The sequence below is a fragment of the Streptomyces sp. NBC_00249 genome (genome assembly GCF_026342355.1).
GTDB lineage: Bacteria > Actinomycetota > Actinomycetes > Streptomycetales > Streptomycetaceae > Streptomyces.
Window position 1 is genome coordinate 53017 of the sequence record NZ_JAPEMV010000005.1, and the last position, 25352, is coordinate 78368.

Here is a 25352-nt window from a genome sequence, read left to right on the forward strand (position 1 = left end):
CCGGGGCCTGACCGCCAGGCCCCGGCGAGGCGCGCCCGGCACGCGGTGCTCCGCCCCGGCGCCCGCCCCGGGTCCGCTGCCCCCGCCGATGTGTCTGTCCCGGCGGGGGCGTGGGGTCCGGACGAAGTCCGGGAACGGGGAAGGGCCGCGCGGCGGAGTGGCCGCGGGTCACGTCACGCGGCGGGCGGGGTGGGAGGTGACCTTCAGGCGGGCTTCCGCCGGGAGTTCGGGGAGGGCCGCCGAGGTACGGGCGTGGGTGAGGACCGGCCCGGCCAGCGCGGCCAGCGCATCGGCGGGGACGGCGTGCGGCTCCAGTTCCAGCGCGACCCGCAGCCTCGGCGCGTCCCGTCGGCCCCGCAGGGCGACCCGGCAGTCGGCGACCCCGTCGAGCGCCCCCGCCTCCGCGGCCACCGCCTCTTCCAGCGCGCGGCCCCGCAGCACCGCGAAGGCCCCGTCCCCGGTGTCCACGGCCAGCGCCGCGAGCCTCGGGCGCCGCAGCTGGGCCGCCAGCCACCACAGTGCGAGCAGCACGCACAGCGCGAGTCCGGCGAGCACCGCCCACCACCAGCCGCCCTCCGCGTGCCAGTACCGCTGCCGGGCCTCGGCCGTGAGCAGCGGGGCGTGCCGGCCGCCGAGGGGCCGGGACGCGGTGAGGACGGAGCCGGCGGCCGCGAGGAGTAGCAGTCCCGCCAGCGCGAGCAGGGTCCGGTTGACGAGCCCGAGCACCCCGGTCACCTCGTGACCCGGATCCGTGGCCGCGGCGGGTGCGCGAGGCCCAGTTCCTCGATGCCGACGGCGAGGACGGTGTCCAGGTCGGCCCGTACGTCGTCCAGTTCCCGGAAGTGCGAGGTGGCCCGGACCCCGACGCGGGAGCGGCCGACCCTGACCTTGACCGTCCTGACCCCGGAGACCTCCATGGCCCGGTCGCGCAGCACCAGCGCCGCCGCCCGGCGGCCGATCCCGGCCCGCACCCCGGGCGGCCCGGCGGCCATGGGCAGCAGCCCGCGCAGCCCGGGCGCCAGCGCCAGCAGCAGGAGCGCCGCCCCGGCGAGCGCGAGCGCCCCGCCGGCGACGAGTACGCCGGTGTCGGCGGGGGTGTGCCGCTCCAGCTGGTGGGCGAGTTCGCGGCGCCAGCGCATCCCGGGGCGGTGTGCCCGTACCGCTGCCAGGTCGTAGAGGAACAGCCCCGCCACCGCGAGGACCAGGAGCGCGGTGAGCGCGGCCGGGATCCGCCGGGCGGACCGGAAGCGGCGGGCCGGGGCGCTCACCGCAGCCGCCGGTCCCGGCCGCTGGGGGCCGCGCGGGTGTGGGCGGAGTGGAGGTGCTCGATGTCGATGTCGACCTCGGGGACGGTCATCGCCGCGCACTCCTCGACCCGGAGGACGACCTGGCGGCGTACGGCGGCGCACTGGCCGGCGAGGTCGCCGGGGTAGTCCAGCTCCAGGCTGACCCGTACGCGCGCGATGTCGTGGTGGACGGTGACCGTCGTGTGCGGGACGGCGCCGGGCAGCACGCCGAGGGCTTCCCTGGCGGCCTGGGCGGCGATCTTGGCCACGACCCGGTCGGCGATACGGGTGGCCCCCCGCTCGGCGGGCGGCACCCGGGGCGGCAGCGCCCTGGGCGTACTCATCGGGGCCTCACCGGGGCCGGTCGTCACGGCCGCGGGGGCGGGGGCGCAGCAGGTCGCCGGGGTCGAGGTCCCCGTCGAGGAACCGGCCGACGACGAATCCGACGGCGCCGAGCGCCGCCACCAGGAGGAAGGCCCCGAACCCGCCGAAGTAGCCGGCGAACCCGAGCGCCATGCCGGCCAGCAGGCCGACGACCGCCATGCTCATTGCGTGGCTCCTCTCGGCTACTGGAGCCGGGATTCCGGTTCGTCGTCGGGCTCGTCGGGCAGTTTGACGTCGCTGACGGCGATGTTGACCTCGACGACCTCCAGGCTGGTCATCCGCTCGACGGCCGAGACGACGTTCTCACGGACGGCCCGGGCCACGTCTCGGATCGACACGCCGTATTCGACGACGATCTCCAGGTCGAGGGCGGTCTGGAGCTCGCCGACCTCGGCCTTGACCCCACGGCTCACGGAGGACTTCGCCCCGCCGGGAACCCGGTCCCGGACGGCTCCGAAGGTGCGGGAGAGGGCGGTGCCGCTGCCCATGGCGTGGACGCCGACCACCTCGCGGGCGGCCAGGCCGGCGATCTTCTCGACCACCCCGTCGGCGATGGTGGTGCGGCCCCGGTCTGCGGGGGCCTTGCCGGATCCCCCTGCTGCGGATTCGTTCATCGGACGTCCTCGGGTCAGGAGGCCGCGGAAGCCGCCGGAGAGCGGCGCGGTCTCCTGACCACGGTAGGCGCCCGTCCGCCCCGGCGCCTCGGGGACTACGCCGGTCGGCCGGACCGGCCCGGCGGACAGCCGGGCGGCCGGGCCGCGGGCGTCAGTCGGAGAGCCCCGCCAGGTCGCGCAGGCGGCGTGCCTGGGCGGCGCGCTCGGCGGCGCGCTGCTCGTCGTAGGGCCGGGAGCCGGCGTGCCGGAGCAGTGCCTTGGTCTCGGTCACGGCGTCGCGCGGCGGTGCCAGCAGGGCCGTGGTGAGGTCCTTGACGGCGGCGTCGAGCTCGTCCGCCGGGACCACCAGGTTGGCCAGGCCCACCCGCTCGGCCTCCTCGGCGTGCACGAAGCGGCCCGTGGCGCAGATTTCGAGCGCGCGGGCGTAGCCGACGAGCGAGGTCAGCGGCTGGGTGCCGGCCAGGTCGGGCACCAGGCCCAGGCTGGTCTCGCGCATGGCGAACTGCACGTCGTCCGCGACCACGCGCAGGTCACAGGCCAGCGCCAGCTGGAAGCCGGCGCCGATCGCGTGCCCCTGCACGGCGGCGACGGAGACGATGTCGGTGCGCCGCCACCAGGTGAAGGCCTCCTGGTACTCGGCGATGGTGGAGTCGAGCAGTTCGTCGGAACCGCGCGCCAGATCGACGAAGGACGGTTCGCCCTCGAAGCCTTCGGGGGTGAACGCCTGCCGGTCGAGGCCGGCGGAGAAGGACTTGCCCTCGGCGCGCAGCACCACGACCCGGACGGTGCCCGGCAACGACCGTCCGGCCTCCGCCAACGCCCGCCAGAGCGCGGGGGACTGAGCGTTTCGCTTGGCCGGATTGGTCAGTGTCACCGTGGCGACCGAGTCGTCGATGGTGAGCCGTACGCCGTCCTTGTCGAGCAGAGCCATCTGGTGCCTCCGGTGTGCAGTCGTGGCCGCGTACTCGGCCTAAGTGACTGCACAGTAACCACCCGGTCGGCCACGGGGCCGACCGGGGGTCACCGAAGGAACGCGCGTGGAGGAAATCCACCGATCCGACAAGACGTCAAAGCATGGAGCTGTCGAGCATGGAGCTGCCGTGCGTCCTCGGCACCGGCCCCGGCCTGACGGCCAGGGTCAGACCGCGGCCGCCTTCTTGCCGCGAGTCGCGCCACCGCGACCGCGCAGCGTGACTCCGGATTCACTGAGCATCCGATGGACGAATCCGTAGGACCGGCCGGTCTCTTCGGCCAGCGCCCGGATACTCGCACCGGAGTCGTACTTCTTCTTCAGGTCTGCCGCGAGCTTGTCGCGCGCGGCGCCGGTCACCCGGCTGCCCTTCTTCAGAGTCTCGGCCACCCGTGCCTCCTCATGGGAAGTGCGCTCTGGACTTCTCATGATCACCCCTCCCCGGCTTCCTGGCCACCCATTCAGCAAGGTCGGTACGACGGCATTTCTCGACCTGTGGACACCCCAGCAGAACGGAATCTCCTCTTCCGCCGCATGACCTCCGTCACACTTCTCCACCGCCGGGGGGAATCACCAGGTCAGGGGCCGGACGCCGGAACGACGCGACCCCGGTCGCGCATCCGTGCGGATGCGGCCGGGGCCCTCGTACAGCGCGCGACGGTACGAGACCGTCTCACTCAGATGATGGATCACGCCTGAGCCGAATGATCCATAAGGAACTGGATCAGCGGCCCGGGGCCGGTCAGGCCAGGGCGACCAGGTCCCGGTAGTCCGGGCCCCACAGGTCCTCGACCCCGTCCGGGAGCAGGATGATCCGCTCCGGCTCGAGGGCCTCCACGGCGCCCTCGTCGTGCGTGACGAGGATGACCGCGCCCTTGTAGGTGCGCAGGGCGCCGAGGATCTCCTCGCGGCTGGCCGGGTCGAGGTTGTTGGTGGGCTCGTCGAGGAGCAGCACGTTCGCCGAGGAGACGACGAGGGTGGCCAGGGCCAGCCGGGTCTTCTCGCCACCGGAGAGCACACCGGCCGGCTTGTCCACGTCGTCGCCGGAGAAGAGGAAGGAGCCCAGCGTCTTGCGGACGGCGACCAGGTCCAGGTCGGGCGCGGAGGAGCGCATGTTCTCCAGGACCGTGCGCTCGGGGTCCAGGGTCTCGTGCTCCTGGGCGTAGTAGCCGAGCTTGAGGCCGTGACCGGGGACGACCGTGCCGGTGTCCGGCTTCTCCGTGCCCGACAGCAGGCGCAGCAGGGTGGTCTTGCCCGCGCCGTTGAGGCCGAGGATGACCACGCGCGAGCCCTTGTCGATGGCCAGGTCGACGTCGGTGAAGATCTCCAGCGAGCCGTACGACTTCGACAGGCCCTCGGCGGTCAGCGGGGTCTTGCCGCAGGGCGCCGGGTCCGGGAAGCGGAGCTTGGCGACCTTGTCTGAGACGCGGACGGCCTCCAGGCCGGCGAGCAGCCGGTCGGCGCGCTTGGCCATGTTCTGGGCGGCGACCGTCTTGGTGGCCTTGGCGCGCATCTTGTCGGCCTGCGAGTTGAGGGCGGCGGCCTTCTTCTCGGCGTTCTGGCGCTCGCGCTTGCGGCGCTTCTCGTCGGCCTCGCGCTGCTGCTGGTAGAGCTTCCAGCCCATGTTGTAGACGTCGATCTGGGAGCGGTTGGCGTCCAGGTAGAAGACCTTGTTGACGACGGTCTCGACGAGGTCGACGTCGTGGGAGATCACGATGAAGCCGCCGCGGTAGGTCTTCAGGTAGTCGCGCAGCCAGACGATCGAGTCGGCGTCGAGGTGGTTCGTCGGCTCGTCGAGGAGCAGGGTGTCGGCGTCGGAGAAGAGGATCCGGGCGAGCTCGACGCGGCGGCGCTGACCACCGGAGAGGGTGTGCAGCGGCTGGCCGAGGACGCGGTCGGGCAGTCCGAGGGCGGCCGAGATGGTCGCGGCCTCCGCCTCGGCGGCGTACCCGCCCTTGGTCAGGAACTCCGTCTCCTGGCGTTCGTACTGCTTCATCGCCTTGTCGCGGGTGCCGCCGGAGCCGGTGGCGATGCGCTCCTCGTTGGCGCGCATCTTCTTGATCAGCACGTCGAGGCCGCGGGCGGAGAGGATCCGGTCGCGGGCCAGCACGTCGAGGTCACCGGTGCGCGGGTCCTGCGGGAGGTAGCCGACCTCACCGGATCGGGTGATGGAGCCGGCGGCGGGCTGGCCCTCGCCCGCGAGGCACTTGGTGAGGGTGGTCTTGCCCGCTCCGTTGCGGCCGACGAGGCCGATGCGGTCGCCCTTGGCGATGCGGAAGGAGGCGGACTCGATGAGGACGCGGGCGCCGGCGCGCAGCTCGACGCCGGTGGCGGTGATCACGGAAATACTCCAGGGCGGTGGGGACGGCGGAAGGGGGGCAGGACGCGCGTTGCTTCGACGCCGCTAATCCGCGAGGAGATTTGCCATGGGACCCATTCTACCGGGGGTGCGCAACCACTTTTCGGGGCCTCCCGTCGCCCGTTCGGCCCACGGGTGAGGCCGGGCCGCCGCAGCGCGTATCAGGATGAACGGGTTGATACTCGCCGCAAGGGCGGACACGTGGCCCCGGGCTCCACGGATCAAGGGCGGTGCGGGATGCAGTTCGACGACAACGCCAACCTGGACACTTCCGAGGTCAAGGACGTGCGCAGCAGCCGCGTCCCGGGCGGGAGGGCCACCATCGGCGGTGGCATCGTCGGTTTCATCGCGCTGGTCATGGGGCTGATCTTCGGGGTCGGCCCGGAGCAGCTGGGGCTGTCCGACGGCAGTCCCGAGCCGGTCTCGACCGCTTCCTCCGCCGCCCAGGTGCAGCAGGCCTGCAAGACCGGGCAGGACGCCAACACCCGGGAGGACTGTCGGCTCGTGGCCGTGGTGAACAGCACACAAGATTTTTGGAAGCAGGAGTTCCAGAAGCGCGGCGGGCAGTACAGCCCGGCCTCCACGGTCTTCTTCACGGGCCGGGTGAACACCGCCTGCGGCGCCGCGACCTCGGCGGTCGGCCCCTTCTACTGCCCCGGTGACCGGCAGGTCTACCTGGACCTGGGCTTCTTCGACGAGCTGCGGACGAAGTTCGGGGCGAGCGGCGGCCCCTTCGCGCAGGCCTACGTGGTGGCCCACGAGTACGGGCACCACATCCAGAACCTGACCGGAACCCTCCAGCGGGCCCAGGACGGGCGGCAGGGCGCGAACAGCAACGCGGTGAAGGTGGAGCTCCAGGCGGACTGCTACGCCGGGGTGTGGGCGCACAACGCGACGCGGACCCCGGACGAGTCCACGGGGCGGCCCCTGATCACCAGCCTCACCGACCAGGACATCCGTGACGGCCTGGACGCGGCGGCGGCGGTCGGCGACGACCGGATCCAGGAGAAGTTCCAGGGCCGGGTCACCCCGGAGTCCTGGACCCACGGCTCGGCGGAGCAGCGCCAGCAGTGGTTCTACCAGGGCTACCGCACCGGTGACATGGCCCAGTGCAACACCTTCCGCTGACTGCCGGTGGCGCCTGCCATGCTGTGACGCGGGTCACGTAGGTCACGCAGGTCACCGTCACGAGAGGGAGTGATCGTCATGGCAGGCGTTCCGTCCATCTACCCCACGCTGCTCTACCGCGACGCGAAGGCCGCCATCCAGCAGCTCACCGAGGCGTTCGGGTTCACCCAGGTCGCGGTCTACGAGGGGGACGACGGCGCGGTGATGCACGCGGAGCTGTCGTACGGCAACGGCGCGGTGATGCTGGGCAGCAAGGGGCGCGGGGGCGCCTTCGACAAGGTCATGGAGGGCGCCGGGCCGACCGGGGTCTACGTGGTGGTCGACGACGTGGACGCGCACCACCGGCGGGCCGCCGAGCACGGGCTGGAGATCCTGATGGAGCCGACCGACCAGGACTACGGCTCGCGGGACTACATGGCGCGCGACGCCGAGGGCAACGTCTGGAGCTTCGGGACGTACGCCCCGCAGCTCTGAGCCCGCGGGCGCCGGACCGCGTCCGCCCGGGGACGGCCCCGGGCGGGCGGGCGGCGCCTAGGCGCCGCCGGTGTGGACCTGGAAGGCGGCCCGCCGGACGGCCTTGGCCAGTGCCGGGTCGGGGTGGGCGGCGGCGAGGGCGACGAGGACCTGGACCGTGCGCGGGTGGCCGACCGCCCGGACCTCGTCGAGCAGCCGGGGGACGGTGGTGCGGACGGCCGAGTCCAGGTGCCGGGCGAGGAGGTCGGCCTCGCCGTGGTCGGCGATGGCGGCAGCCGTGTCCACCCAGAGCCAGGTGGACTCCTCGGGGGTCAGTACGTGCTGCGCCTCGTCGGGGTCCACCCCGTCGTGCTCGGCGAGCCAGAGCAGGGCGTAGGGCCGCAGCGCGGGCTCCCGTACGGCGGCGCGCACCTCGGGCTCGGCGGGGGCGCCGACCACGCGCAGGGCCTCGAAGGCCAGGCCCCGCAGCAGGGCGTCCTCACCCCGGGCGGCGTGCAGCAGCTCGCTGACGGCGTGGCCGACGGGGCGGGCGGCGAGCCAGGCCTGGTACTCGGCGCGGGCGGGTCCGGGGGTGAGCCGGGCGCAGCCGTGGAGCATGGCGGCGGCGGACTGCTCGATGTTCCCGGCCGGGCTCTGCGCGGCGACGCAGATCTGCTCCAGCTTGACCCAGACGGCCCAGCTGCCGAGCGGGGTGAGGGTGGCCTGCGCGGGGCCGAGGGTGACGGCGTCGACGGCGGCGAGTCCGCCCAGCGCCCAGCGCAGCAGCCGGGCGAGCGGGAGCGGCCGGGGCTCGCCGGGGTGCTCGGAGGCGGCGGAGCCGGCCGCAGGGTCGGCGTCGTAGGGGACCTCGCAGCGTTCGTCCCGCAGTTCGGTGACGCGCTGGCCGAGGAGGTCCAGCAGGTCCGGGACGGTCACCGGGCCGGCGGACAGCTGGAGGAGGGAGAGGAGCTGGGGCATCGCCTCGACCACCTCGGCCACGGCCGAGGCGGCGATGTCGGCGGGGGCGGGGTGGACCAGCGACCAGGCGTCGAAGAGCGCGACCCAGCCGCGCAGCACGGCGGTGTCGTCGCGGTCCCAGGCGCGCAGCCGCCAGCCGGGGCGGGCGTGCCCGCCGTGCACCTCGACGAGGCCGGAGAGCCGGGAGCGGTCCCAGCCGACGCGGATCTGGCCGTGCGTCAGTCCCAGTTCCGCGGCGGCCCGTTCGACGTCGGAGGCGGGCAGCGCGCCCGCCGGGGCGGGGCGGCCGCCGTCACCGGCTCCGAGGTTCAGCTCGGCCCAGCGGGCCAGCCGCACCGCGTCGGCGAGGGAGGCGCGGGCCCGGTTCGCCAGGTCTGCCGTGGCGGGGGTGCCCGCCGGGGGCCGGGGGGCCGGCCGGGTTCGCCGGTCGGTCACCGCCTTGCGTGCCGTGGCGACGGAACGCGGGGAGACGAGTCGGAGTCTGGAGTCGCGAGCCAACTGCTCATCAGGCTTTCGGGACGTCACGGAAGCAGTCTCGCCCGTCACTGGCCGAAAGCCCAAACGGAACGGGTCGTTTCCACAGGTCACGGGGTGGATGAACCGGGACAATCACCCCACCCTGCCCCGTCCGCCACAGCCCCTTCACCCCAGCGCCACACACCACCCCGACACACCGTCACATTCCGTCGTGCACACGACACATAAGGAGGACGGACGGTGAGCGCTCACATGAGCGGAGTCAGGAAGCGTCGCAGCGCCTCTTCGTACCGGGCGGGGTCGGCGTTCCACATCGCCCCGTGCCCGGCGTCCGCGACGGCGTGCAGGGTCACGAGGTCGGGGCGGGCGGCGGCGAGCCGGCGCGAGGGCTCCCACGGGGCGAGGGGGTCGTCCGGCCCGTGGAAGACCAGTACGGGCACGCGCAGCGCGCCGGGGTCGGCGCCCGGTGCCCCGCGGTCCGCCCGCAGCCCGGCGCGGGCCTCGGCGGCCCTGACCACGAAGGGGAGCAGCGGGGCCGGGGTGCGGCGGGCGGCGGCGAGGGCGCGCAGGGTGGCGTGCCAGTCCAGGACGGGCGAGTCCAGCACGATCCCGGAGATCCGCCCGGCCAGGGCCGAGCGTTCCGCGGCGCGCAGGGCCATGGCGCCCCCGGTGGACCAGCCGTGCAGGACCACGCGCCGGGCGCCGTAGCGCACGGCGTAGCGGATGGCTGCGTCCAGGTCCCGCCACTCGGACTCGCCGAGGTGCCCTAGGCCGTCCGGGGAGGCGGGGGCGCCGAGGTCGCCCCGGTAGCCGAGGGAGAGGACGGGAAGCTGGTGCCGGTTCAGGAAGGGCATGACCACCATCGGATGCTCCCGGCTCGCGCCGAGCCCGTGGACGGTGATCACCCAGGTGTCCCGGGCGGCGGGCACGAACCAGGCGGGGAGCGGGCCGAGCTCCCCGGCGACGTCCACGTCGGCATGCTCGAGCCCGAGGGCGGTACGGGGGTTGCCCCGGTGGACCTGGGGGGTGAGGTGGACGCGGGTGCCCGGGTCCAGGGTGCCGTGCGTGACGGCGAGGAGGCGGCGTACGACCGTGTCGGGGTCGTGGGGGACTCCGGGGAGGACCGGGCCGGCCACGGCGTGGATGCCGGGCGCGTCCAGTCCGTAGATGCCGGGGCGCAGGGAGGCCAGCGAGCGGGTCAGCACCACCTGCCCGGGGGCGGTGGAGTGGACGCTGACGCGGGGGCTGCCGGGCAGGGGCCGGCCGGGTTCGGGCCGCAGGGCGGCGTCGGCGGCGTACCGGCCGGCCGCGACGGCGGCAGCTCCGGCACCGATCAGGGTCGTCGTGACGGCCGCTGCCGTCGCTGTGGCGGTACGCACCGCTCCAGTGTCGAGGCAGGGGCGCGGGCGGGCCACCGGAGAGGCCCGCACGGTGGCGGGCACGGAGCCCGGCCCGGTGGAAGCGGAAGCGGAGCGGGCACGGCCGGGTAACTCTGAGTAACTCCGGAGGGGTGGAGTGATCTGGGTCTCTTTCCCCCTCGGCCCGGGGTGCGGGTACGAGCCGGAAGGCCTGCGCGGGTCGGTCCGTTCACCCGGCTTTGACGTGCATTAATCGATGGATCTACGACAGAATCGGGACGAAGGGCCTGATCGCGTGCCGGGCCGGGACACCAACCGTCCCGAGTCAGTTCATCTTCCGTTCACCCAGGTTGCCTACGGTCGCCGAGCCACTGACGTCAAACAGAAGCCTGGGTAAATGGAGCACATAACGCTTCTCCTCGGGATCGTGATCATCACCGCTCTCGTGTTCGACTTCACGAACGGTTTCCACGACACGGCCAACGCGATGGCCACCACCATCTCGACCGGCGCCCTCAAGCCCAAGACGGCGGTGGCCATGTCCGCCGTGCTCAACCTCGTCGGCGCTTTCATGTCCGTGGAGGTCGCCAAGACGATCTCCAAGGGCCTGGTCAACGAGGAGGGCATCCAGCCAGAGGTGATCTTCGCCGCCCTGGTCGGGGCGATCCTCTGGAACCTCGTCACCTGGCTGGTCGGCCTGCCCTCCAGCTCCTCGCACGCCCTGATGGGCGGCCTGATCGGTGCCGCGGTCGCCTCCGCCGGCATGGGCGCCGTCAACGGCAGCGTCGTCGTCACCAAGGTGCTGATCCCCGCGATCGCCGCGCCGATCGTGGCCGGTGTGGCCGCGATGCTGGCCGCGAAGGTCACGTACAAGCTCAACGGCCAGGTCGGCAAGAAGACCTCCGCCAAGGGCTACCGGGCCGGTCAGATCGCCTCGGCCAGTCTCGTCTCCCTCGCGCACGGCACCAACGACGCGCAGAAGACGATGGGCATCATCACCCTGGCGCTGGTCGCCGGCGGCGCCCTCGCCCCCGGCTCCAACCCGCCGGTGTGGGTCATCGTCTCCGCCGGTATGGCCATCGCCATGGGCACCTACCTGGGCGGCTGGCGCATCATCCGCACCATGGGCAGCGGCCTGACCGACCTCCAGCCGCAGCAGGGCTTCGCCGCCCAGACCTCGGCCGCGAGCGTCATCCTGGCCTCCTCCAGCCTCGGCTTCTCCCTCTCCACCACCCACGCCTGCTCCGGCGCGGTCATGGGTGCGGGTCTGGGCCGCAAGGGCGGCGTGGTCCGCTGGTCCACCGCCACGCGCATGTTCATCGCGTGGGGCCTGACCCTGCCGGCCGCCGCCCTGGTCGCCTCCGGCGCCGAGCTGGTCATGCGCACCGGTGACATCGGCGTCGCCGCCGTGGCCGTCTTCCTCGTCGCGTCCTGCTTCGCCATCTGGGTGATCTCGCGCCGCCAGGTCGTCGACCACACCAACGTCAACGACGTGGCCCCGGCCGCCGCGGACGAGCAGCCCGGCGTCGTCACCACCGCCATCGCCGCCGTGGCCGTCCCGCCGACCGCGGGCACCACGGCCGCCGTGACCGACGAGGACCTCAAGGCCACCATCCCGGCCGCGACGGCCACCCCGGCCGCTCCGGCGACCCCCGCGGCCCCGGCCGCCGCGGTCTGACCCCGAGAACGACAGAGGAAACGGCAGTATGAAGATCGACTGGGCAGCACTCGGCTCCGTCTTCGGGGTCAGCCTCTCCGCCACCGTCGCCCTCGTGGCCCTGTTCGCCCTGGGCCTGGTGGGTCTCTCCAAGCACGAGACCGCCACCGAGCAGGGCGGGGCCGCCACCCTGGCCCGCAGCGGCGCCTACGTCTGCTTCGCGCTCTGCGCGGCGGCCGTGGCCTACGGGATCTACCTGATCGTCAGCTGAGGCCGTCGAGGCCGTCGAGGCCGTCCCCGGCCGGGCCACCGGCCGGGGAGCCGCGGGCACGGCACGAGTGACAGCTCCCTCCGGGTTCCTCCCGGAGGGAGCTTTCGCGTACCGCCCGCCCCGCACCACCCCCCGGCCGTCCCCCGTCCCACCGCAGGTCAACAGCGAGTTGACGGGCGTTCGCGGGGCGTGGTGGACTGCCCGAGCCAATACGGCGGCATGGAGAGGAAGTCCGGTGCGAATCCGGCGCGGTCCCGCCACTGTCACCGGGGAACGCACGCGGCGCGTGCGGGGCCCCGGGAGCCAGGAACTCTCGCCGCCGGACACGTCGAACCAGGGCGCGGACCCTGAGTGAGGACATACCTGCCACCATGCGTGCCGATCGCGTCTTCGCGTACGGCGCCACGGCGGGCCTGATCGGCGACCGGATCCTCGGGGATCCGCGCCGAGGGCACCCCGTGGCCGCCTTCGGACGAGCCGCCGCCCGCGTCGAACGCGCCCTGTGGCGCGACGACCGCGCCCGGGGCCTCCTGCACACCCTGGTGTGCGCCGGGGGCGCGACCGCCGTCGGCGCGCTCGGCGCCCGCGCCGTGCGCTCCCGGCCCGCGGCTGCCCGTATCGCCCTGACCGCCGCCGCCACCTGGGCCGTCGTCGGCGGGACCTCGCTGGGCCGGGAGGCCCGCGCCATCGGCGGGGCCCTGGCCGCCGGGGACACCGAGGTGGCCCGGGAACGGCTCCCGCACCTGTGCGGGCGCGACCCGCAGGCCCTGGACGGACAGCAGATGGCCCGCGCGGTCGTCGAGTCCGTCGCCGAGAACACCTCCGACGCGGTCGTCGGGGCCCTCGTGTGGGGGGCCGTCGCCGGGGTGCCCGGCCTGCTCGCCTTCCGCGCCGTGAACACCCTGGACGCGATGGTCGGCCACAAGTCGCCCCGCTACCTGCGCTACGGCTGGGCCTCCGCCCGCCTCGACGACCTGGCCGGCTGGCCGGGAGCCCGGCTGACGGCGCTCGCCGCCGTGGCCGCCGGCCCCGACCGGCGGGGAGCCGTACGGGCCTGGCGCGCGGACGCCGCCGCCCACCCGAGCCCCAACGCCGGCCCGGTCGAGGCCTCCTTCGCCGGAGCGCTCGGCGTACGGCTCGGCGGAACCCTCGCCTACGGCGGGCGGACCGAGCACCGGGCCGTACTGAACGGCGCGGCCGGGCGGCCGGTGGAGGTCGCGGACATCGAGCGGGCCGTACGGCTGTCGCGGCGGGTGACCTGGCTGGCGCTGGGCGCCTGCGTGGCCGTCCGGTACGCCGTGGCGAGAACGACGAGGGCGACGAGGGCGACGAGCCCGACGAGGGAAGGACGCGCATGAGCGGCGCGAAGCGGGGCGGCGGGCTGCTGGTCGCCGGGACGACCTCGGACGCGGGCAAGAGCGTGGTCACGGCGGGCATCTGCCGCTGGCTGGCCCGGCAGGGCGTGAAGGTGGCCCCGTTCAAGGCGCAGAACATGTCGCTGAACTCGTTCGTGACGAGGGAGGGCGCCGAGATCGGCCGCGCACAGGCCATGCAGGCCCAGGCGGCCCGCGTGGAGCCGACCGCGCTCATGAACCCGGTGCTGCTCAAGCCCGGCAGCGACCGCAGCAGCCAGGTGGTGCTGCTGGGCAAGCCCGTCGGCGAGATGAGCGCGCGCGGCTACCACGGAGGACGCCAGGAACAGCTGCTCGGCATCGTCACGGACTGCCTGGAGCAGCTGCGGGGCACGTATGACGCCGTGATCTGCGAGGGGGCCGGCAGCCCGGCCGAGATCAACCTGCGCCGGACCGACATCGTGAACATGGGCATCGCGCGGGCCGCACGCTTCCCGGTGGTCGTGGTCGGGGACATCGACCGGGGCGGGGTCTTCGCGTCCTTCTTCGGGACGACGGCCCTGCTGTCGCCCGAGGACCAGTCGCTGATCGCGGGCTACCTGGTGAACAAGTTCCGGGGCGACGTCTCGCTGCTGGAGCCGGGCATGGAGATGCTGCGCGGCCTGACCGGGCGGGCGACCTACGGGGTCCTGCCCTTCCAGCACGGCCTGGGCATCGACGAGGAGGACGGCCTGCGGGTCTCCCTGCGGGGCGCGGTACGCGAGTCCGTGGTGGCCCCGCCCGTCGGCGAGGACGTGCTGCGGGTCGCGGTGTGCGCGGTGCCGCTGATGTCGAACTTCACCGACGTGGACGCGCTGGCCGCCGAGCCGGGCGTCGTCGTCCGGTTCGTGGACCGGGCCGAGGAACTGGCCGACGCGGACCTGGTCGTCGTACCGGGCACCCGGGGCACGGTGAAGGCACTGGAGTGGCTGCGGGAGCGGGGCCTCGCGGACGCGCTGGCCCGGCGGGCCGCCGAGGGGCGTCCGGTGCTGGGCATCTGCGGCGGCTTCCAGGTGCTGGGCGAGCGGATCTCCGACGAGGTCGAGTCGCGGGCGGGGGAGGTGGACGGGCTCGGGCTGCTGCCGGTGCGGGTGCGGTTCGCCGTCGAGAAGACCCTGGCGCGGCCGGTCGGCACCGCCCTGGGCGAGCCGGTGGAGGGCTACGAGATCCACCACGGCGTGGCCGAAGTCCTGGGCGGCGAGCCATTCCTGGACGGGTGCCGGGTCGGGGCCGTGTGGGGGACCCACTGGCACGGCTCGCTGGAGTCGGACGGCTTCCGCCGGGCGTTCCTGCGGGAGGTGGCCTCGGCTGCCGGGCGCCGCTTCGTCCCGGCCCCGGACACCTCGTTCGCCTCCCTTCGGGAGGAGCAGCTGGACCTGCTGGGCGACCTGATCGAGGAACACGCGGACACCGGTGCGCTGCTGCGCCTGATCGAGGGCGGAGCCCCGGCGGGCCTCCCGTTCCTGCCGCCGGGCGCGCCGTGACGGGCGCGGCCCTGCGGGGCTGTTCCCCTACCCGCCCCTTCCCGAAACCGGGGCTACGCCCCGGACCCCTTGCCGGTGCGGCCCCGTCCCGGGGGGCCATCCCCCGGACCCCCGCGCCTCAAACGCCGGCGGGGCTGATAGATCCAGCCTCGCCGGCGTTTGAGGCGTGGGGTCTGGGGCGGAGCCCCAGGGAACGGCGGAAGGGCGGGGAGGGGCAGGCCCCGCGCAGCGGCCACCGGCAACCCTGCCCCGCCGCCCGCAGCCGCCCGCGCACCACCACCACCACCGCCACCCGCACCCGCACCCGCACCCGCACCCGCACACAAGGAGGGGTCACCGCATGAGCACGCCCTACCCGTTCACCGCACTGGTCGGCCAGACCGACCTGCGCCTCGCGCTGCTGCTCAACGCCGTGAGCCCGGCGGTCGGCGGCGTGCTCGTACGCGGCGAGAAGGGCACCGCCAAGTCCACCGCCGTGCGCGCGTTGTCCACGCTGCTGCCGCAGGTGGACGTCGTGCCCGGCTGCCGGTTCAGCTGCGCGCCCGCCGCGCCCGACCCGGCCTGCCCTGACGGTCCCCACGAGCCCGGGCCCGGCGCGGCCCGCCCGGCCCGGATGGTGGAGCTGCCCGTCGGTGCCTCGGAGGACCGCCTCGTCGGCGCCCTCGACATCGAACGGGCCCTCGCCGAGGGCGTGAAGGCCTTCGAGCCCGGCCTGCTGGCCGACGCCCACCGCGGGATCCTCTACGTGGACGAGGTGAACCTCCTCCACGACCACCTCGTGGACGTCCTCCTCGACGCCGCTGCGATGGGCGCCTCCTACGTCGAGCGCGAGGGCGTCTCCGTGCGCCACGCCGCCCGCTTCCTGCTCGTCGGCACCATGAACCCCGAGGAGGGCGAGCTGCGGCCGCAGCTCCTGGACCGGTTCGGGCTGACCGTCGAGGTGGCGGCCTCCCGCGAGCCCGCGCAGCGCGTCGAGGTGGTCCGCCGCAGGCTCGCCTACGAGGACGACCCCACGGGCTTCGCGACCCGCTTCGCCGGCGAGGAGCACGAGGTGCGCGCCCGGGTCGTGGCCGCGCGGGCCCTGCTCCCGAAGGTCGTGCTCGGCGACACCGCGCTGCTGCAGATCGCCGCGACCTGCGCCGGCTTCGAGGTCGACGGGATGCGCGCCGACATCGTGATGGCCCGTACGGCGACCGCCCTGGCGGCGTGGGCCGGACGGACCGGCGTGCGCAAGGAGGACGTACGGCAGGCCGCACTGCTGGCGCTCCCCCACCGGCGCCGGCGCAACCCCTTCGACGCGCCCGGCCTGGACGAGGACAAGCTCGACGAGATCCTGGACCGCTTCCCCGACGAGGAGCCCGAACCCGATCCGGAGCCAGAGCCCGAGGGCCCGGACGACGGCGGCGACGACGGCGGCGGCCCGGACGGGGACGGCGGCGGGGTGCCCCCGCAGCACGACGGCCCCCCGGCCCCCGAGGGCCAGGAAGCCCCCGAGGCGCCGGACGCGCCCGAGGCCCCCGACTCCCCCGGCACCCGGGAGGACGCCCCGCAGCCCTCCGCCCAGGACACCGGCGCGGCCCCCGAGCAGGCGGCCGTACGGGCCACCGAGCCGTTCCGCACGAAGATGCTGACGGTGCCCGGGCTCGGCGAGGGCGCGGCCGGACGGCGTTCGCGCGCCCGGACCGCCCACGGCCGCACCACCGGCGCGCAGCGCCCCCGGGGCCACCTGACGAAGCTGCACCTGGCGGCCACCGTGCACGCCGCCGCCCCGCACCAGAAGGCGCGCGGGCGCAGCGGACGCGGGCTGGTGGTGCGCAAGGACGACCTGCGCCAGGCCACCCGGGAGGGCCGCGAGGGCAATCTGGTCCTGTTCCTCGTCGACGCCTCCGGTTCCATGGCGGCCCGGCAGCGCATGAGCGCCGTCAAGGGCGCCGTGCTGTCCCTGCTGCTGGACGCCTACCAGCGCCGGGACAAGGTCGGCCTGATCACCTTCCGCGGGGCCGGCGCCGAGCTGGCGCTGCCGCCCACCTCCTCGGTGGACACGGCGGCGGCCAGGCTGGAGCAGCTGCCGACCGGCGGCCGCACCCCGCTGGCCGCCGGGCTGCTGAAGGCCCGCGAGGTGCTGCGGATCGAGCGGCTGCGGGACCCCTCGCGGCGCCCGCTGCTGGTGGTCGTCACCGACGGGCGGGCCACCTCGGCCGGGGCCCTGGGCGGCGATCCCCGCGCGCTGTCGGGCCGCAGTGCCCGGCTGCTGGCCGCCGAAGGGGTCACCTCGGTGGTCGTGGACTGCGAGTCCGGGCCGGTCCGGCTGGGGCTGGCGGGGGCGCTCGCCGCCGATCTGGGGGCGCCGGCCGTGACCCTCGACGGGCTGCGGGCCGACTCGCTGGCCGGGCTCGTGAAGAACGTACGTACCGCGGTCACATCGACCGCATCACCCAACAGCGTCTCCAGGAGGGCCGCGTAATGCCGCAGGGACAGCCGTCCGTCGTTCCGGACGACGGACTCACGACGCGTCAGCGCCGCAACCGCCCGCTCGTCTTCGTCCACACCGGACCGGGCAAGGGCAAGTCGACGGCCGCCTTCGGTCTGGCGCTGCGCGCCTGGAACCAGGGCTGGCCGATCGGGGTGTTCCAGTTCGTCAAGTCGGCGAAGTGGAAGGTCGGCGAGGAGAACGCGCTGAAGGTGCTCGGCGCCTCCGGCGAGGGCGGCTCCGTCGTCTGGCACAAGATGGGCGAGGGCTGGTCCTGGGTCCAGCGCGACGCGCAGCTCGACAACGAGCAGGCGGCGAAGGAGGGCTGGGAGCAGGTCAAGCGCGACCTGGCCGCCGAGACCCACAAGCTGTACGTGCTCGACGAGTTCGCGTACCCCATGCACTGGGGCTGGATCGACGTCGACGAGGTCATCGAGGTGCTGCGCAACCGTCCCGGGACCCAGCACGTGGTGATCACGGGCCGCAACGCGCCCCAGAAGCTGGTGGAGTTCGCGGACCTGGTCACCGAGATGACCAAGGTCAAGCACCCGATGGACGCGGGCCAGAAGGGCCAGAAGGGCATCGAGTGGTGACGTCCGTGAACGTGCCCCGGCTGGTGATCGCCGCGCCGTCCTCCGGCAGCGGCAAGACCACCGTGGCGACGGGCCTGATGGCGGCCTTCGCCGAGCGCGGCCTCGCCGTGTCCCCGCACAAGGCCGGGCCCGACTACATCGACCCCGGCTACCACGCGCTCGCGACGGGCCGGCCGGGGCGCAACCTCGACGCCTTCATGTGCGGGCCGGAGCTGGTCGCGCCGCTGTTCGCGCACGGCTCCGCCGGCTGCGACCTCGCGGTCGTCGAAGGTGTGATGGGGCTCTACGACGGGGCCGCCGGGCGGGGCGAGCTGGCCTCGACGGCGCAGGTCGCGAAGCTGCTGCGGGCGCCGGTGGTGCTGGTGGTGGACGCCTCCTCGCAGTCCCGGTCGGTGGCCGCGCTCGTGCACGGCTTCGCCTCCTTCGACCCGCAGGTGCGCCTGGGCGGGGTCATCCTCAACAAGGTGGGCTCCGACCGGCACGAGGTGATGCTGCGCGAGGCCCTCGAAGAGGCCGGGATGCCGGTCCTCGGTGTCCTGCGGCGGGCCCCTCAGGTGGCGACGCCCTCACGGCACCTGGGCCTGGTCCCGGTGGCGGAGCGGCGGGCCGACGCGCTGGCCTCCGTGGCGGCGCTCGCGGAGCAGGTGCGGGCGGGCTGCGACCTGGACGCCCTGATGGCCCTGGCCAGGACAGCCCCGCCGCTGGACTGCGAGGCCTGGGCTCCGGTGAATCCAGCCTCGCCGGCGTTTGAGGCGCGGGGTCCGGGGCGGAGCGCCGGCGGCGGCGCCGCACCTGTCATCGCCGTCGCGGGCGGGGCAGCCTTCACGTTCTCGTACGCCGAGCACGCGGAACTGCTCACCGCTGCCGGAGCGGAGGTCGTCACCTTTGATCCGCTGCGGGACGAGGCGCTCCCGCCCGGCACCGCCGGCCTGGTGATAGGCGGCGGGTTCCCCGAGATGTACGCCCCCGAGCTGTCGGCCAACGAGCCGCTCCGCGAGGCCGTCGCCGCCTTCGCCGCGGCCGGCGGTCCGATCGCGGCCGAGTGCGCCGGGCTCCTGTACCTGGCCCGTTCCCTCGACGGCAAGCCCATGTGCGGGGTCCTCGACGCCGATGCCCGGATGTCGGAGCGGCTCACGCTCGGCTACCGCGAGGCGGTGGCGGTGTCGGACAGCCCGCTCGCGGTGACGGGCACCCGTCTGCGGGGCCACGAGTTCCACCGGACGGTGATCGAGCCCGGCGCCGGAGCCGCGCCGGCGTGGGGGTTCACGCATCCCGAACGCCGCGTCGAAGGCTTCGTACAAGGGGGTGTGCACGCCAGCTACCTGCACACCCACTGGGCGGCGCAGCCGTCGGTGGCCGGACGGTTCGCGGAGGCCGCGGCGGCCACGGCAGCGGCGAAGGCGGCCCGGTGACGCGCCGGTGACCTCGGTCCACTCAGTCCACTCAGTCCGCTCAGTCCGCTCAGTCCGCTCAGTCCGCGAGGCCGACCACCAGCCAGATCCCGGCCACCCCGCCCACCGTGCACATCAGCGTGGACAGGGCGGGGTGCTTGTGGTGCGCCTCGGGCAGGATCTCGGCGGCGGCCAGGTACAGCAGGACACCGCCGAAGAAGCCGAGGTACGCCCCGAGGGGTTCCTCCGGAAGGGTGAACAGCAGGGTGGACGCGGCGCCCACCACCGGCGCCGCCGCGTCCGCGAAGAGCATGCCGAGGGCTTTGCGACGGTCGTTCCCGTACAGGCTGGTGAGCGTGTACGTGTTGAACCCGTCGGCGAAGTCGTGGGTGATCACGGCCAGTGCCACGGCCACGCCCATCCCGCCTCCGACCTGGAAGGCGGCGCCCAGCGCCACCCCGTCGGCGAGGCTGTGACCGACCATCGCGGCGGCCGCGGTGAGCCCGACCTGCGGCGCGCGGGCGCCGTTCTCGCCGCCGTGCGCGGCCTGGCGTACGGCCAGGACGCGTTCCACGACGTGGGCGACGAGGAAGCCGCCCACGAAGAGCAGCAGGGCGAGCGGGACGCCGAAGACCTCACCGCCGGCCGCGTGCATCGCCTCGGGGAGCAGGTCCAGGCCCACCACGCCGAGCATCAGCCCGCCGGCCAGGCCGAGCACCAGGTGGCGGCGGTCGGTGACGCGTTGCGCCGTCCAGCCGCCCGCCAGCGTCATCAGGAACGCGCACAGAGCCACGATCACCGCCATGCGCCCCTGAATACAGACTGGCGGCCGCGTGCGCACTTCCGCGCCCGGGTGGCGGACGACACCGTGTTGACGAAGGACGGACCGACGGAGGGAGGATCCCGGTGGGCGAGTACGTGACGCGGCTGGTGGTCGGGGTGGGCGGACGCGCGGGGGTCTCCGTCGCGGAGGTCTGCGCGCTGGTGGAGGAGACGCTGCGGGGGGCCGGGCTGGCCACCGGGGCGCTGAAGGCGCTGGCCACGGTGGAGGCGAAGACCGGCGAGCCGGGGATCGCGGGGGCGGCGGAACGTTTCGGCGTGCCGCTGATCGGCTATCCCGCCGAGGAACTCGCCCGGATCCGGGTACCGCACCCCTCGGCGACCGTGCACGACGCCGCCGGGACCGCCTCGGTGGCGGAGGCGGCGGCGCTCGCGGGCGGCGGGGAACTGCTCGTACCGAAGCGCCGGTCGGTGGCGGCGACGTGCGCGGTGGCCACCGCGCAGGAGCACGACCTGCGCCACCACGGGGACGCGGAGGTCGTGGACGCGGCCGGGGCGCTGGTGGACCTCGCGGTGAACGTACGGTCGGACACGCCGCCGGAGTGGCTCAAGCAGCGGATCGCGGCGTGCCTGGGGGACCTCGCGGCCTACCCGGACGGCCGCGCCGCGCGCGCGGCGGTGGCCGCGCGGCACGGGCTGCCGGTGGAGCGGGTGCTGCTGACGGCCGGGGCGGCGGAGGCGTTCGTACTGATCGCGCGGGCCCTGGGGGCCGTACGGCCCGTCGTGGTGCATCCGCAGTTCACCGAGCCGGAGGCGGCGCTGCGGGACGCCGGGCACCGGGTGGAGCGGGTGGTGCTGCGGGCGGCGGACGGCTTCCGGCTGGACCCGGCGGCGGTGCCCGAGGACGCGGACCTGGTGGTCGTCGGCAATCCGACCAACCCGACCTCCGTCCTGCATCCGGCGGCCACCCTCGCGGCGCTGGCCCGGCCCGGGCGGATCCTGGTGGTGGACGAGGCCTTCATGGACGCCGTCCCCGGTGAACGGGAGGCCCTCGCGGGACGCCTGGACGTGCCGGGGCTGGTGGTGCTGCGGAGCCTGACCAAGACGTGGGGGCTGGCGGGGCTGCGGATCGGGTACGTACTGGCCGAACCGGAAGTGATCGCCAAGCTCGCGGCCGCGCAGCCGCTGTGGCCGGTGTCGACGCCGGCGCTGGTGGCGGCGGAGGCGTGCGTGGCGCCGGAGGCGCTGGCCGAGGCGGAGGCCGCGGCGCGGCGGATCGCGGTGGACCGGGAGCACCTGCTCGCGGGGCTCGCGGAGTTCGAGGAGATCTCGGTGGCGGGGGTGGCGGAGGGGCCGTTCGTGCTGATCCGGGTCGAGGGCGCGGCGGAGATCCGCACCCGTCTGCGCGCGCTCGGCTTCGCCGTCCGCCGCGGCGACACCTTCCCGGGCCTGGACCCCTCCTGGCTCCGCCTGGCGGTCCGCGACCGCACCACGACGGGGCGCCTCCTGCAGGCCCTGGACCACGCCCTGGCGCTGGCCGCGCGGTAACCAGGGCTCCGGGGGGGTGGGCCGGGGTCGGGGACGGGGTGGGGTGCCGCCAATTCCAGCCTCGCCGGCGTTTGAGGCGTGGGGTCTGGGGCGGAGCCCCAGGGAACGGTGGAAGGGTGGGGAGGGGCAGGCTCCGCGCAGCGGGACGCCGCAGCCGCCGGGCCGGGTGGGCGCGGCGCGCCTACGATGGCGGCATCGGCGAGGAGGGGGCGGCCACATGAGGACGGCAGCGCGCATAGGCATCGGCCTGGCAGGCCTGGCAGTGGTCGGCGGCGCAGCCGTCTACGCCGTGCCGCGGCTCGTGGCCCCCGGGGCGGCCACCCCCGAGCAGCGCCTCGGGGCGAAACCCGGAACCACGCCCGCGGCGGCCGCGCCGGCCGGGGCGGCGTTCACGCTGGTGGCGACCGGGGACATCATCCCGTACCCCTCGATCGTCCAGCGGTCCGCGCAGGACGCCGGCACGGCCGGGGAGTACGACTTCCGGAAGATACTCGCCGGGGTCAAACCCCTCGTCGCCGCCGCCGACCTGGCGGTGTGCCACCACGAGATACCGTACGGAAAGCCGGGCGGCCCCTACACCGGCTACCCCACCTTCAAGGCCCCGCACCAGCTGGCCGACGCCCTCAAGGACGCCGGGTACGACAGCTGTTCCACCGCCTCGAACCACACGCTGGACGACGGCTGGGACGGCCTCGTCCGCACCCTCGACCACCTCGACAGGGCCGGTGTCCGGCACGTCGGTTCGGCCCGCGGCGCGGAGGAGGCCAAGGCCCCGGCGCTGCTTTCGGCGGGCGGCGCGAAGGTGGCCCAGCTGGCGTACACGTACGGCACGAACGGCATCCCGCTCCCCCAGGGCAAGCCATGGGCGGTCAACCTCATCGACCAGGAGCGGATCATCGCCGACGCCCGCGCGGCCCGCGCCGCCGGCGCGAACGTGGTGGTGCTCAGCGTCCATTGGGGCACGGAGTGGCAGACGGCCCCCGACCAGCAGCAACGCGATCTGGCCGGGGCGCTGACCGCTTCGCGCGGGACGGACGGGCTCCCCGACATCGACCTGGTCATCGGTACGCACAACCACGTGCCGCAGCCCTACGAGAAGATCAACGGCACCTGGGTGGTCTTCGGCATGGGTGACCAGGTGGCCAGCTTCGTCCCGGCCGACAAGCTGCGCGGCAACCAGTCCTCGGTGCCCCGTTTCACCTTCGCCCCCTCGGCGTCGCACGTGGGCCGCTGGGAGGTGGTGAAGGCCGAATACCTCACGCAGTACTCGGACATGGGGCCGCCCTTCCGCGTGGTCTGTGCCTCCTGCGCGGAGGGCGACACCGGCCTGTCGGCGGTGAAGCGGGCCGAGTACGCCCGCATCGACAAGGAGGTCACCGCCGCCGTGATGTCGCGCGGCGCGGCGGCCTCGGGTCTGGAGCGGGCGACGCGTTAGTCCTTGGCCCGGCGGGTGACGACGAGGGCGCCCGCGCCGATGCCGAGCAGGAGCAGTGCGCCGCCGGCGACGTACGGGGTGACCGAGGCGGCGCCGGTCTCGGCGAGGTCGGCCTGGGTGGCGGCGGTGCCGGTCACGGTGGCGGTCTGCGGCTTGACGTCGGGCTTGGCCGACGGGGTGGGCGCGGGGGCGGCCTTCGGGGCCTCGCAGTGCGCCTCGGCGAGCACGATCTCGCCTTCGACCTGCGCCACGTTGAGGTTCAGCGGGTTCACCGACACCTTCAGGCGGAGCGCGGCCGCGGCGGCCGTGGTGGAGGTGGTCTGCGTACCGGACAGCTCCAGGCTGACCAGGCCGACGCCGGGGACTTCGATCCGGGTGGGGCCGCCGGCCGTGAGGGTGACCTTCTTGCCGAGGGCCGTGACGGTGCCGAGGACGTTGGAGGTGGCGACGGGCTTCTTGCCGGCCTCGCAGACGGCCTTGGAGGTGACCTTCTCCACCTCGATCAGGGAGAGCAGGGGCAGGCCGGGTACGTGGACCTTGGCGTGGGCGAGGTTGGCCTCGGCCTCGGCCCGGTTCTTGTCGGCGGTGGCCTTGGAGGTGGCGACGTCGGCCTTCAGCACGCTGACGGGCTTGCCCTGTTCGGCGCCGTCGAGGGTCACGGTGAGGGCCGTCTTCTCGGCCGATTCGGGGGCGCTGACCTCGTTGAGGGTGGCCTTGAGGGGGATGTGCACGGCCTTGTTGAGCAGGCCCACGTCCAGTCCGGTCCGCAGGACGACGGCTCCGGCGCTGCCCTCGCCCGTCGCGCCGCCGCCCGTGGCGAGGGCGGGGGGCGCGGTGAGCAGGGCTACCGCTCCCGTGGCGAGGAGCACGGCCGCGGGCATGCGGAAGGTGTTGCTGTTCAAGATGGAGGAACCCCCGGGGAGATGGGCGCCGTCGCGCCGCCAATGGGGGACATCGCGCGCCGACGGCTTCGGTGCTCGAAATCTTTACGCACTGTGAGTGAACGGGCGGCAACCTGACGTGAGTTCACCCCAAAGGGTGGTTTTCATGCAGGTATTCGATTTATTGCGCCCCATGCGGCTCGTCTGTTCTCCCCCGCCCCGGACGAGGGGCCCGCAGGCGTCCGGGCCGGCGTCTTCAACGACTGACGGGGCGCCGATGTCACGCCCCGTCAACATCACGCCTCCCGTGGCGTCATGCCCGGACCACGCCGTTCACGACCACCCGTTCCGGCTGCGCCAGGACCCGTACGTCGGCACGCGGATCGGCCCCGTAGACCACGAGGTCGGCGGGCGCCCCCTCCGTCAGGCCTGGCCTGCCGAGCCATTCGCGGGCCGCCCAGGCCGTCGCGGAGAGGGCGTCCAGGGGCGGGATCCCGGCCTTGACCAGCTCCATGACCTCGGCGGCGACCAGGCCGTGCGGCAGGGATCCGCCCGCGTCGGTGCCGACGTACACCCGCACGCCCGCGTCCCACGCCGCCCGGACGGTGTCGTAGCGGCGCTCGTGCAGCCGCCGCATGTGCGCCGACCAGCGCGGGAACTTCGCCTCGCCGCCCGCCGCCATCTTCGGGAAGGTCGCGATGTTCACGAGGGTCGGCACGATCGCCACCCCGCGCTCCGCGAACAGCGGGATCGTGTCCTCGGTCAGCCCGGTGGCGTGCTCCACGCAGTCAATGCCCGCCTCGACGAGGTCACGCAGCGAGTCCTCCGCGAAGCAGTGCGCGGTGACCCGGGCGCCGAGCCGGTGGGCCTCGGCGATGGCCGCCTCGACCTCGGCGCGCGGCCAGCAGGCCGTCAGGTCGCCGGCGTCCCGGTCGATCCAGTCCCCCACCAGCTTCACCCAGCCGTCGCCGCGCCGCGCCTCGCGGCCGACGTAGGCGACGAGTTCGTCGGGCTCGATCTCGTGCGCGTAGTTGCGGATGTAGCGCCGGGTGCGGGCGATGTGCCGGCCCGCCCGGATGATCTTCGGGAGGTCCTCGCGGTCGTCGATCCAGCGGGTGTCGGAGGGGGATCCGGCGTCGCGGATGAGGAGGGCGCCCGCGTCCCGGTCGGTGAGGGCCTGCCGTTCGGCGGTCGGGGCGTCCACCGGGCCGTGGCTGTCCAGCCCGACGTGGCAGTGGGCGTCGACGAGGCCCGGCAGGACCCAGCCGGTGACCGTGGTGACCTCGCGGGCGGCGGGTGGCCGCTCGTAGGAGATCCGGCCGCCGACGACCCAGAGTTCGTCGCGCGCCTCGTGGGGCCCGACGAGCACTCTTCCCTTCACATGGAGCACACCGTTGTGATCACTCATGTCGGCACTGTACGTGCGTGCTGGGTACGCTCACCG

Annotated in this window: 24 protein-coding genes and 1 riboswitch; of the genes, 11 read left to right on the forward strand and 13 right to left on the reverse strand. The window is 74.2% G+C overall.

What is annotated here, in order from left to right; genetic code table 11:
- Positions 1 to 168 precede the first annotated feature (168 nt).
- The 8 genes from amaP to OOK31_RS22010 form a co-directional block, all read right to left on the reverse strand.
- Positions 169 to 735, reverse strand: coding sequence for an alkaline shock response membrane anchor protein AmaP (gene amaP, locus OOK31_RS21975; RefSeq protein ID WP_267089009.1), 567 nt, complete (start codon positions 733 to 735; stop codon positions 169 to 171).
- Complete coding sequence (locus OOK31_RS21980; protein WP_267089010.1) at positions 732 to 1268, reverse strand: DUF6286 domain-containing protein; 537 nt, start codon at positions 1266 to 1268, stop codon at positions 732 to 734. The genes amaP and OOK31_RS21980 overlap by 4 nt, the downstream gene beginning before the upstream one ends.
- Positions 1265 to 1630 carry a hypothetical protein gene (locus OOK31_RS21985; RefSeq protein WP_267089011.1) on the reverse strand — a complete coding sequence of 122 codons (366 nt, stop codon included), beginning with the start codon at positions 1628 to 1630 and terminating at the stop codon, positions 1265 to 1267. The genes OOK31_RS21980 and OOK31_RS21985 overlap by 4 nt, the downstream gene beginning before the upstream one ends.
- A 7-nt stretch (positions 1631 to 1637) precedes the next feature.
- Entirely contained in the window at positions 1638 to 1835 is a 198-nt protein-coding gene (locus tag OOK31_RS21990) for a hypothetical protein (RefSeq protein WP_267089012.1), read from the reverse strand.
- Positions 1836 to 1852: 17 nt separating this feature from the next.
- Positions 1853 to 2284, reverse strand: coding sequence for an Asp23/Gls24 family envelope stress response protein (locus OOK31_RS21995; protein ID WP_267089013.1), 432 nt, complete (start codon positions 2282 to 2284; stop codon positions 1853 to 1855).
- A 151-nt stretch (positions 2285 to 2435) separates the two neighbouring features.
- Positions 2436 to 3215, reverse strand: a complete 780-nt coding sequence (locus tag OOK31_RS22000; protein ID WP_267089014.1) for an enoyl-CoA hydratase/isomerase family protein — start codon at positions 3213 to 3215, stop codon at positions 2436 to 2438.
- A gap of 207 nt (positions 3216 to 3422) precedes the next feature.
- On the reverse strand, positions 3423 to 3644 hold the full coding sequence (locus OOK31_RS22005) for a helix-turn-helix domain-containing protein (protein WP_267089015.1): 222 nt from the start codon (positions 3642 to 3644) through the stop codon (positions 3423 to 3425).
- Between the two features lie 352 nt (positions 3645 to 3996).
- On the reverse strand, positions 3997 to 5595 hold the full coding sequence (locus tag OOK31_RS22010; RefSeq protein ID WP_267089016.1) for an ABC-F family ATP-binding cassette domain-containing protein: 1599 nt from the start codon (positions 5593 to 5595) through the stop codon (positions 3997 to 3999).
- A gap of 255 nt (positions 5596 to 5850) precedes the next feature.
- Between OOK31_RS22010 and OOK31_RS22015 the strand changes: the two genes are divergently transcribed.
- Positions 5851 to 6741 (forward strand): neutral zinc metallopeptidase, encoded by an 891-nt coding sequence (locus OOK31_RS22015; RefSeq protein WP_267089017.1) that lies wholly within the window; start codon positions 5851 to 5853, stop codon positions 6739 to 6741.
- Between the two features lie 78 nt (positions 6742 to 6819).
- Positions 6820 to 7215: a VOC family protein gene (locus OOK31_RS22020; RefSeq protein WP_267089018.1), complete on the forward strand. Its 396-nt coding sequence runs from the start codon at positions 6820 to 6822 to the stop codon at positions 7213 to 7215.
- 57 nt (positions 7216 to 7272) lie between these two features.
- On the opposite strand, the gene OOK31_RS22025 is transcribed toward OOK31_RS22020, so the two are convergent.
- Together OOK31_RS22025 and OOK31_RS22030 are read right to left on the reverse strand one after the other, a co-directional pair.
- Entirely contained in the window at positions 7273 to 8607 is a 1335-nt protein-coding gene (locus OOK31_RS22025) for a hypothetical protein (RefSeq protein ID WP_267089495.1), read from the reverse strand.
- A 290-nt stretch (positions 8608 to 8897) separates the two neighbouring features.
- Positions 8898 to 10028 carry a S9 family peptidase gene (locus OOK31_RS22030; RefSeq protein ID WP_267089019.1) on the reverse strand — a complete coding sequence of 377 codons (1131 nt, stop codon included), beginning with the start codon at positions 10026 to 10028 and terminating at the stop codon, positions 8898 to 8900.
- Between the two features lie 376 nt (positions 10029 to 10404).
- Between OOK31_RS22030 and OOK31_RS22035 the strand changes: the two genes are divergently transcribed.
- The 7 genes from OOK31_RS22035 (at position 10405) to OOK31_RS22065 (ending at position 19285) form a co-directional block, all read left to right on the forward strand.
- The gene (locus OOK31_RS22035) at positions 10405 to 11685 is read left to right on the forward strand and encodes an inorganic phosphate transporter (RefSeq protein WP_267089020.1); all 1281 of its coding nucleotides are present in this window, start codon (positions 10405 to 10407) and stop codon (positions 11683 to 11685) included.
- Between the two features lie 28 nt (positions 11686 to 11713).
- Positions 11714 to 11935 carry a hypothetical protein gene (locus OOK31_RS22040; protein WP_267089021.1) on the forward strand — a complete coding sequence of 74 codons (222 nt, stop codon included), beginning with the start codon at positions 11714 to 11716 and terminating at the stop codon, positions 11933 to 11935.
- 223 nt (positions 11936 to 12158) lie between these two features.
- Positions 12159 to 12248: riboswitch (cobalamin riboswitch) on the forward strand.
- A 58-nt stretch (positions 12249 to 12306) separates the two neighbouring features.
- Entirely contained in the window at positions 12307 to 13293 is a 987-nt protein-coding gene (locus OOK31_RS22045) for a cobalamin biosynthesis protein (RefSeq protein ID WP_267089022.1), read from the forward strand.
- Positions 13290 to 14810: a cobyric acid synthase gene (locus OOK31_RS22050; RefSeq protein ID WP_267089023.1), complete on the forward strand. Its 1521-nt coding sequence runs from the start codon at positions 13290 to 13292 to the stop codon at positions 14808 to 14810. Before OOK31_RS22045 ends, OOK31_RS22050 begins: the two co-directional genes overlap by 4 nt.
- A 340-nt stretch (positions 14811 to 15150) precedes the next feature.
- A complete protein-coding gene (locus OOK31_RS22055) occupies positions 15151 to 17274 on the forward strand; it encodes a putative cobaltochelatase (protein ID WP_267089024.1) in 2124 nt (707 codons plus the stop codon).
- Positions 17274 to 17873, forward strand: a complete 600-nt coding sequence (cobO, locus tag OOK31_RS22060; protein ID WP_267089025.1) for a cob(I)yrinic acid a,c-diamide adenosyltransferase — start codon at positions 17274 to 17276, stop codon at positions 17871 to 17873. The genes OOK31_RS22055 and cobO overlap by 1 nt, the downstream gene beginning before the upstream one ends.
- Positions 17874 to 17878: 5 nt before the next feature.
- On the forward strand, positions 17879 to 19285 hold the full coding sequence (locus tag OOK31_RS22065; RefSeq protein ID WP_267089026.1) for a cobyrinate a,c-diamide synthase: 1407 nt from the start codon (positions 17879 to 17881) through the stop codon (positions 19283 to 19285).
- Between the two features lie 58 nt (positions 19286 to 19343).
- Here the strand turns inward: OOK31_RS22065 and OOK31_RS22070 are convergent, their stop codons facing one another.
- The gene (locus OOK31_RS22070) at positions 19344 to 20069 is read right to left on the reverse strand and encodes a ZIP family metal transporter (RefSeq protein WP_267089027.1); all 726 of its coding nucleotides are present in this window, start codon (positions 20067 to 20069) and stop codon (positions 19344 to 19346) included.
- Positions 20070 to 20182: 113 nt separating this feature from the next.
- Here OOK31_RS22070 and cobC point away from each other — a divergent pair, with 113 nt between their 5' ends.
- On the forward strand, positions 20183 to 21592 hold the full coding sequence (gene cobC, locus OOK31_RS22075) for an Rv2231c family pyridoxal phosphate-dependent protein CobC (RefSeq protein WP_267089496.1): 1410 nt from the start codon (positions 20183 to 20185) through the stop codon (positions 21590 to 21592).
- 217 nt (positions 21593 to 21809) lie between these two features.
- A complete protein-coding gene (locus tag OOK31_RS22080; RefSeq protein WP_267089028.1) occupies positions 21810 to 23027 on the forward strand; it encodes a CapA family protein in 1218 nt (405 codons plus the stop codon).
- Here OOK31_RS22080 and OOK31_RS22085 read toward each other — a convergent pair.
- Positions 23024 to 23929: an SCO1860 family LAETG-anchored protein gene (locus OOK31_RS22085; RefSeq protein ID WP_267089029.1), complete on the reverse strand. Its 906-nt coding sequence runs from the start codon at positions 23927 to 23929 to the stop codon at positions 23024 to 23026. The two genes, OOK31_RS22080 and OOK31_RS22085, sit on opposite strands and share 4 nt — an antisense overlap.
- Before the next feature lie 292 nt (positions 23930 to 24221).
- Positions 24222 to 25316 carry an amidohydrolase family protein gene (locus tag OOK31_RS22090; RefSeq protein WP_267089030.1) on the reverse strand — a complete coding sequence of 365 codons (1095 nt, stop codon included), beginning with the start codon at positions 25314 to 25316 and terminating at the stop codon, positions 24222 to 24224.
- Between the last annotated feature and the right edge of the window lie 36 nt (positions 25317 to 25352).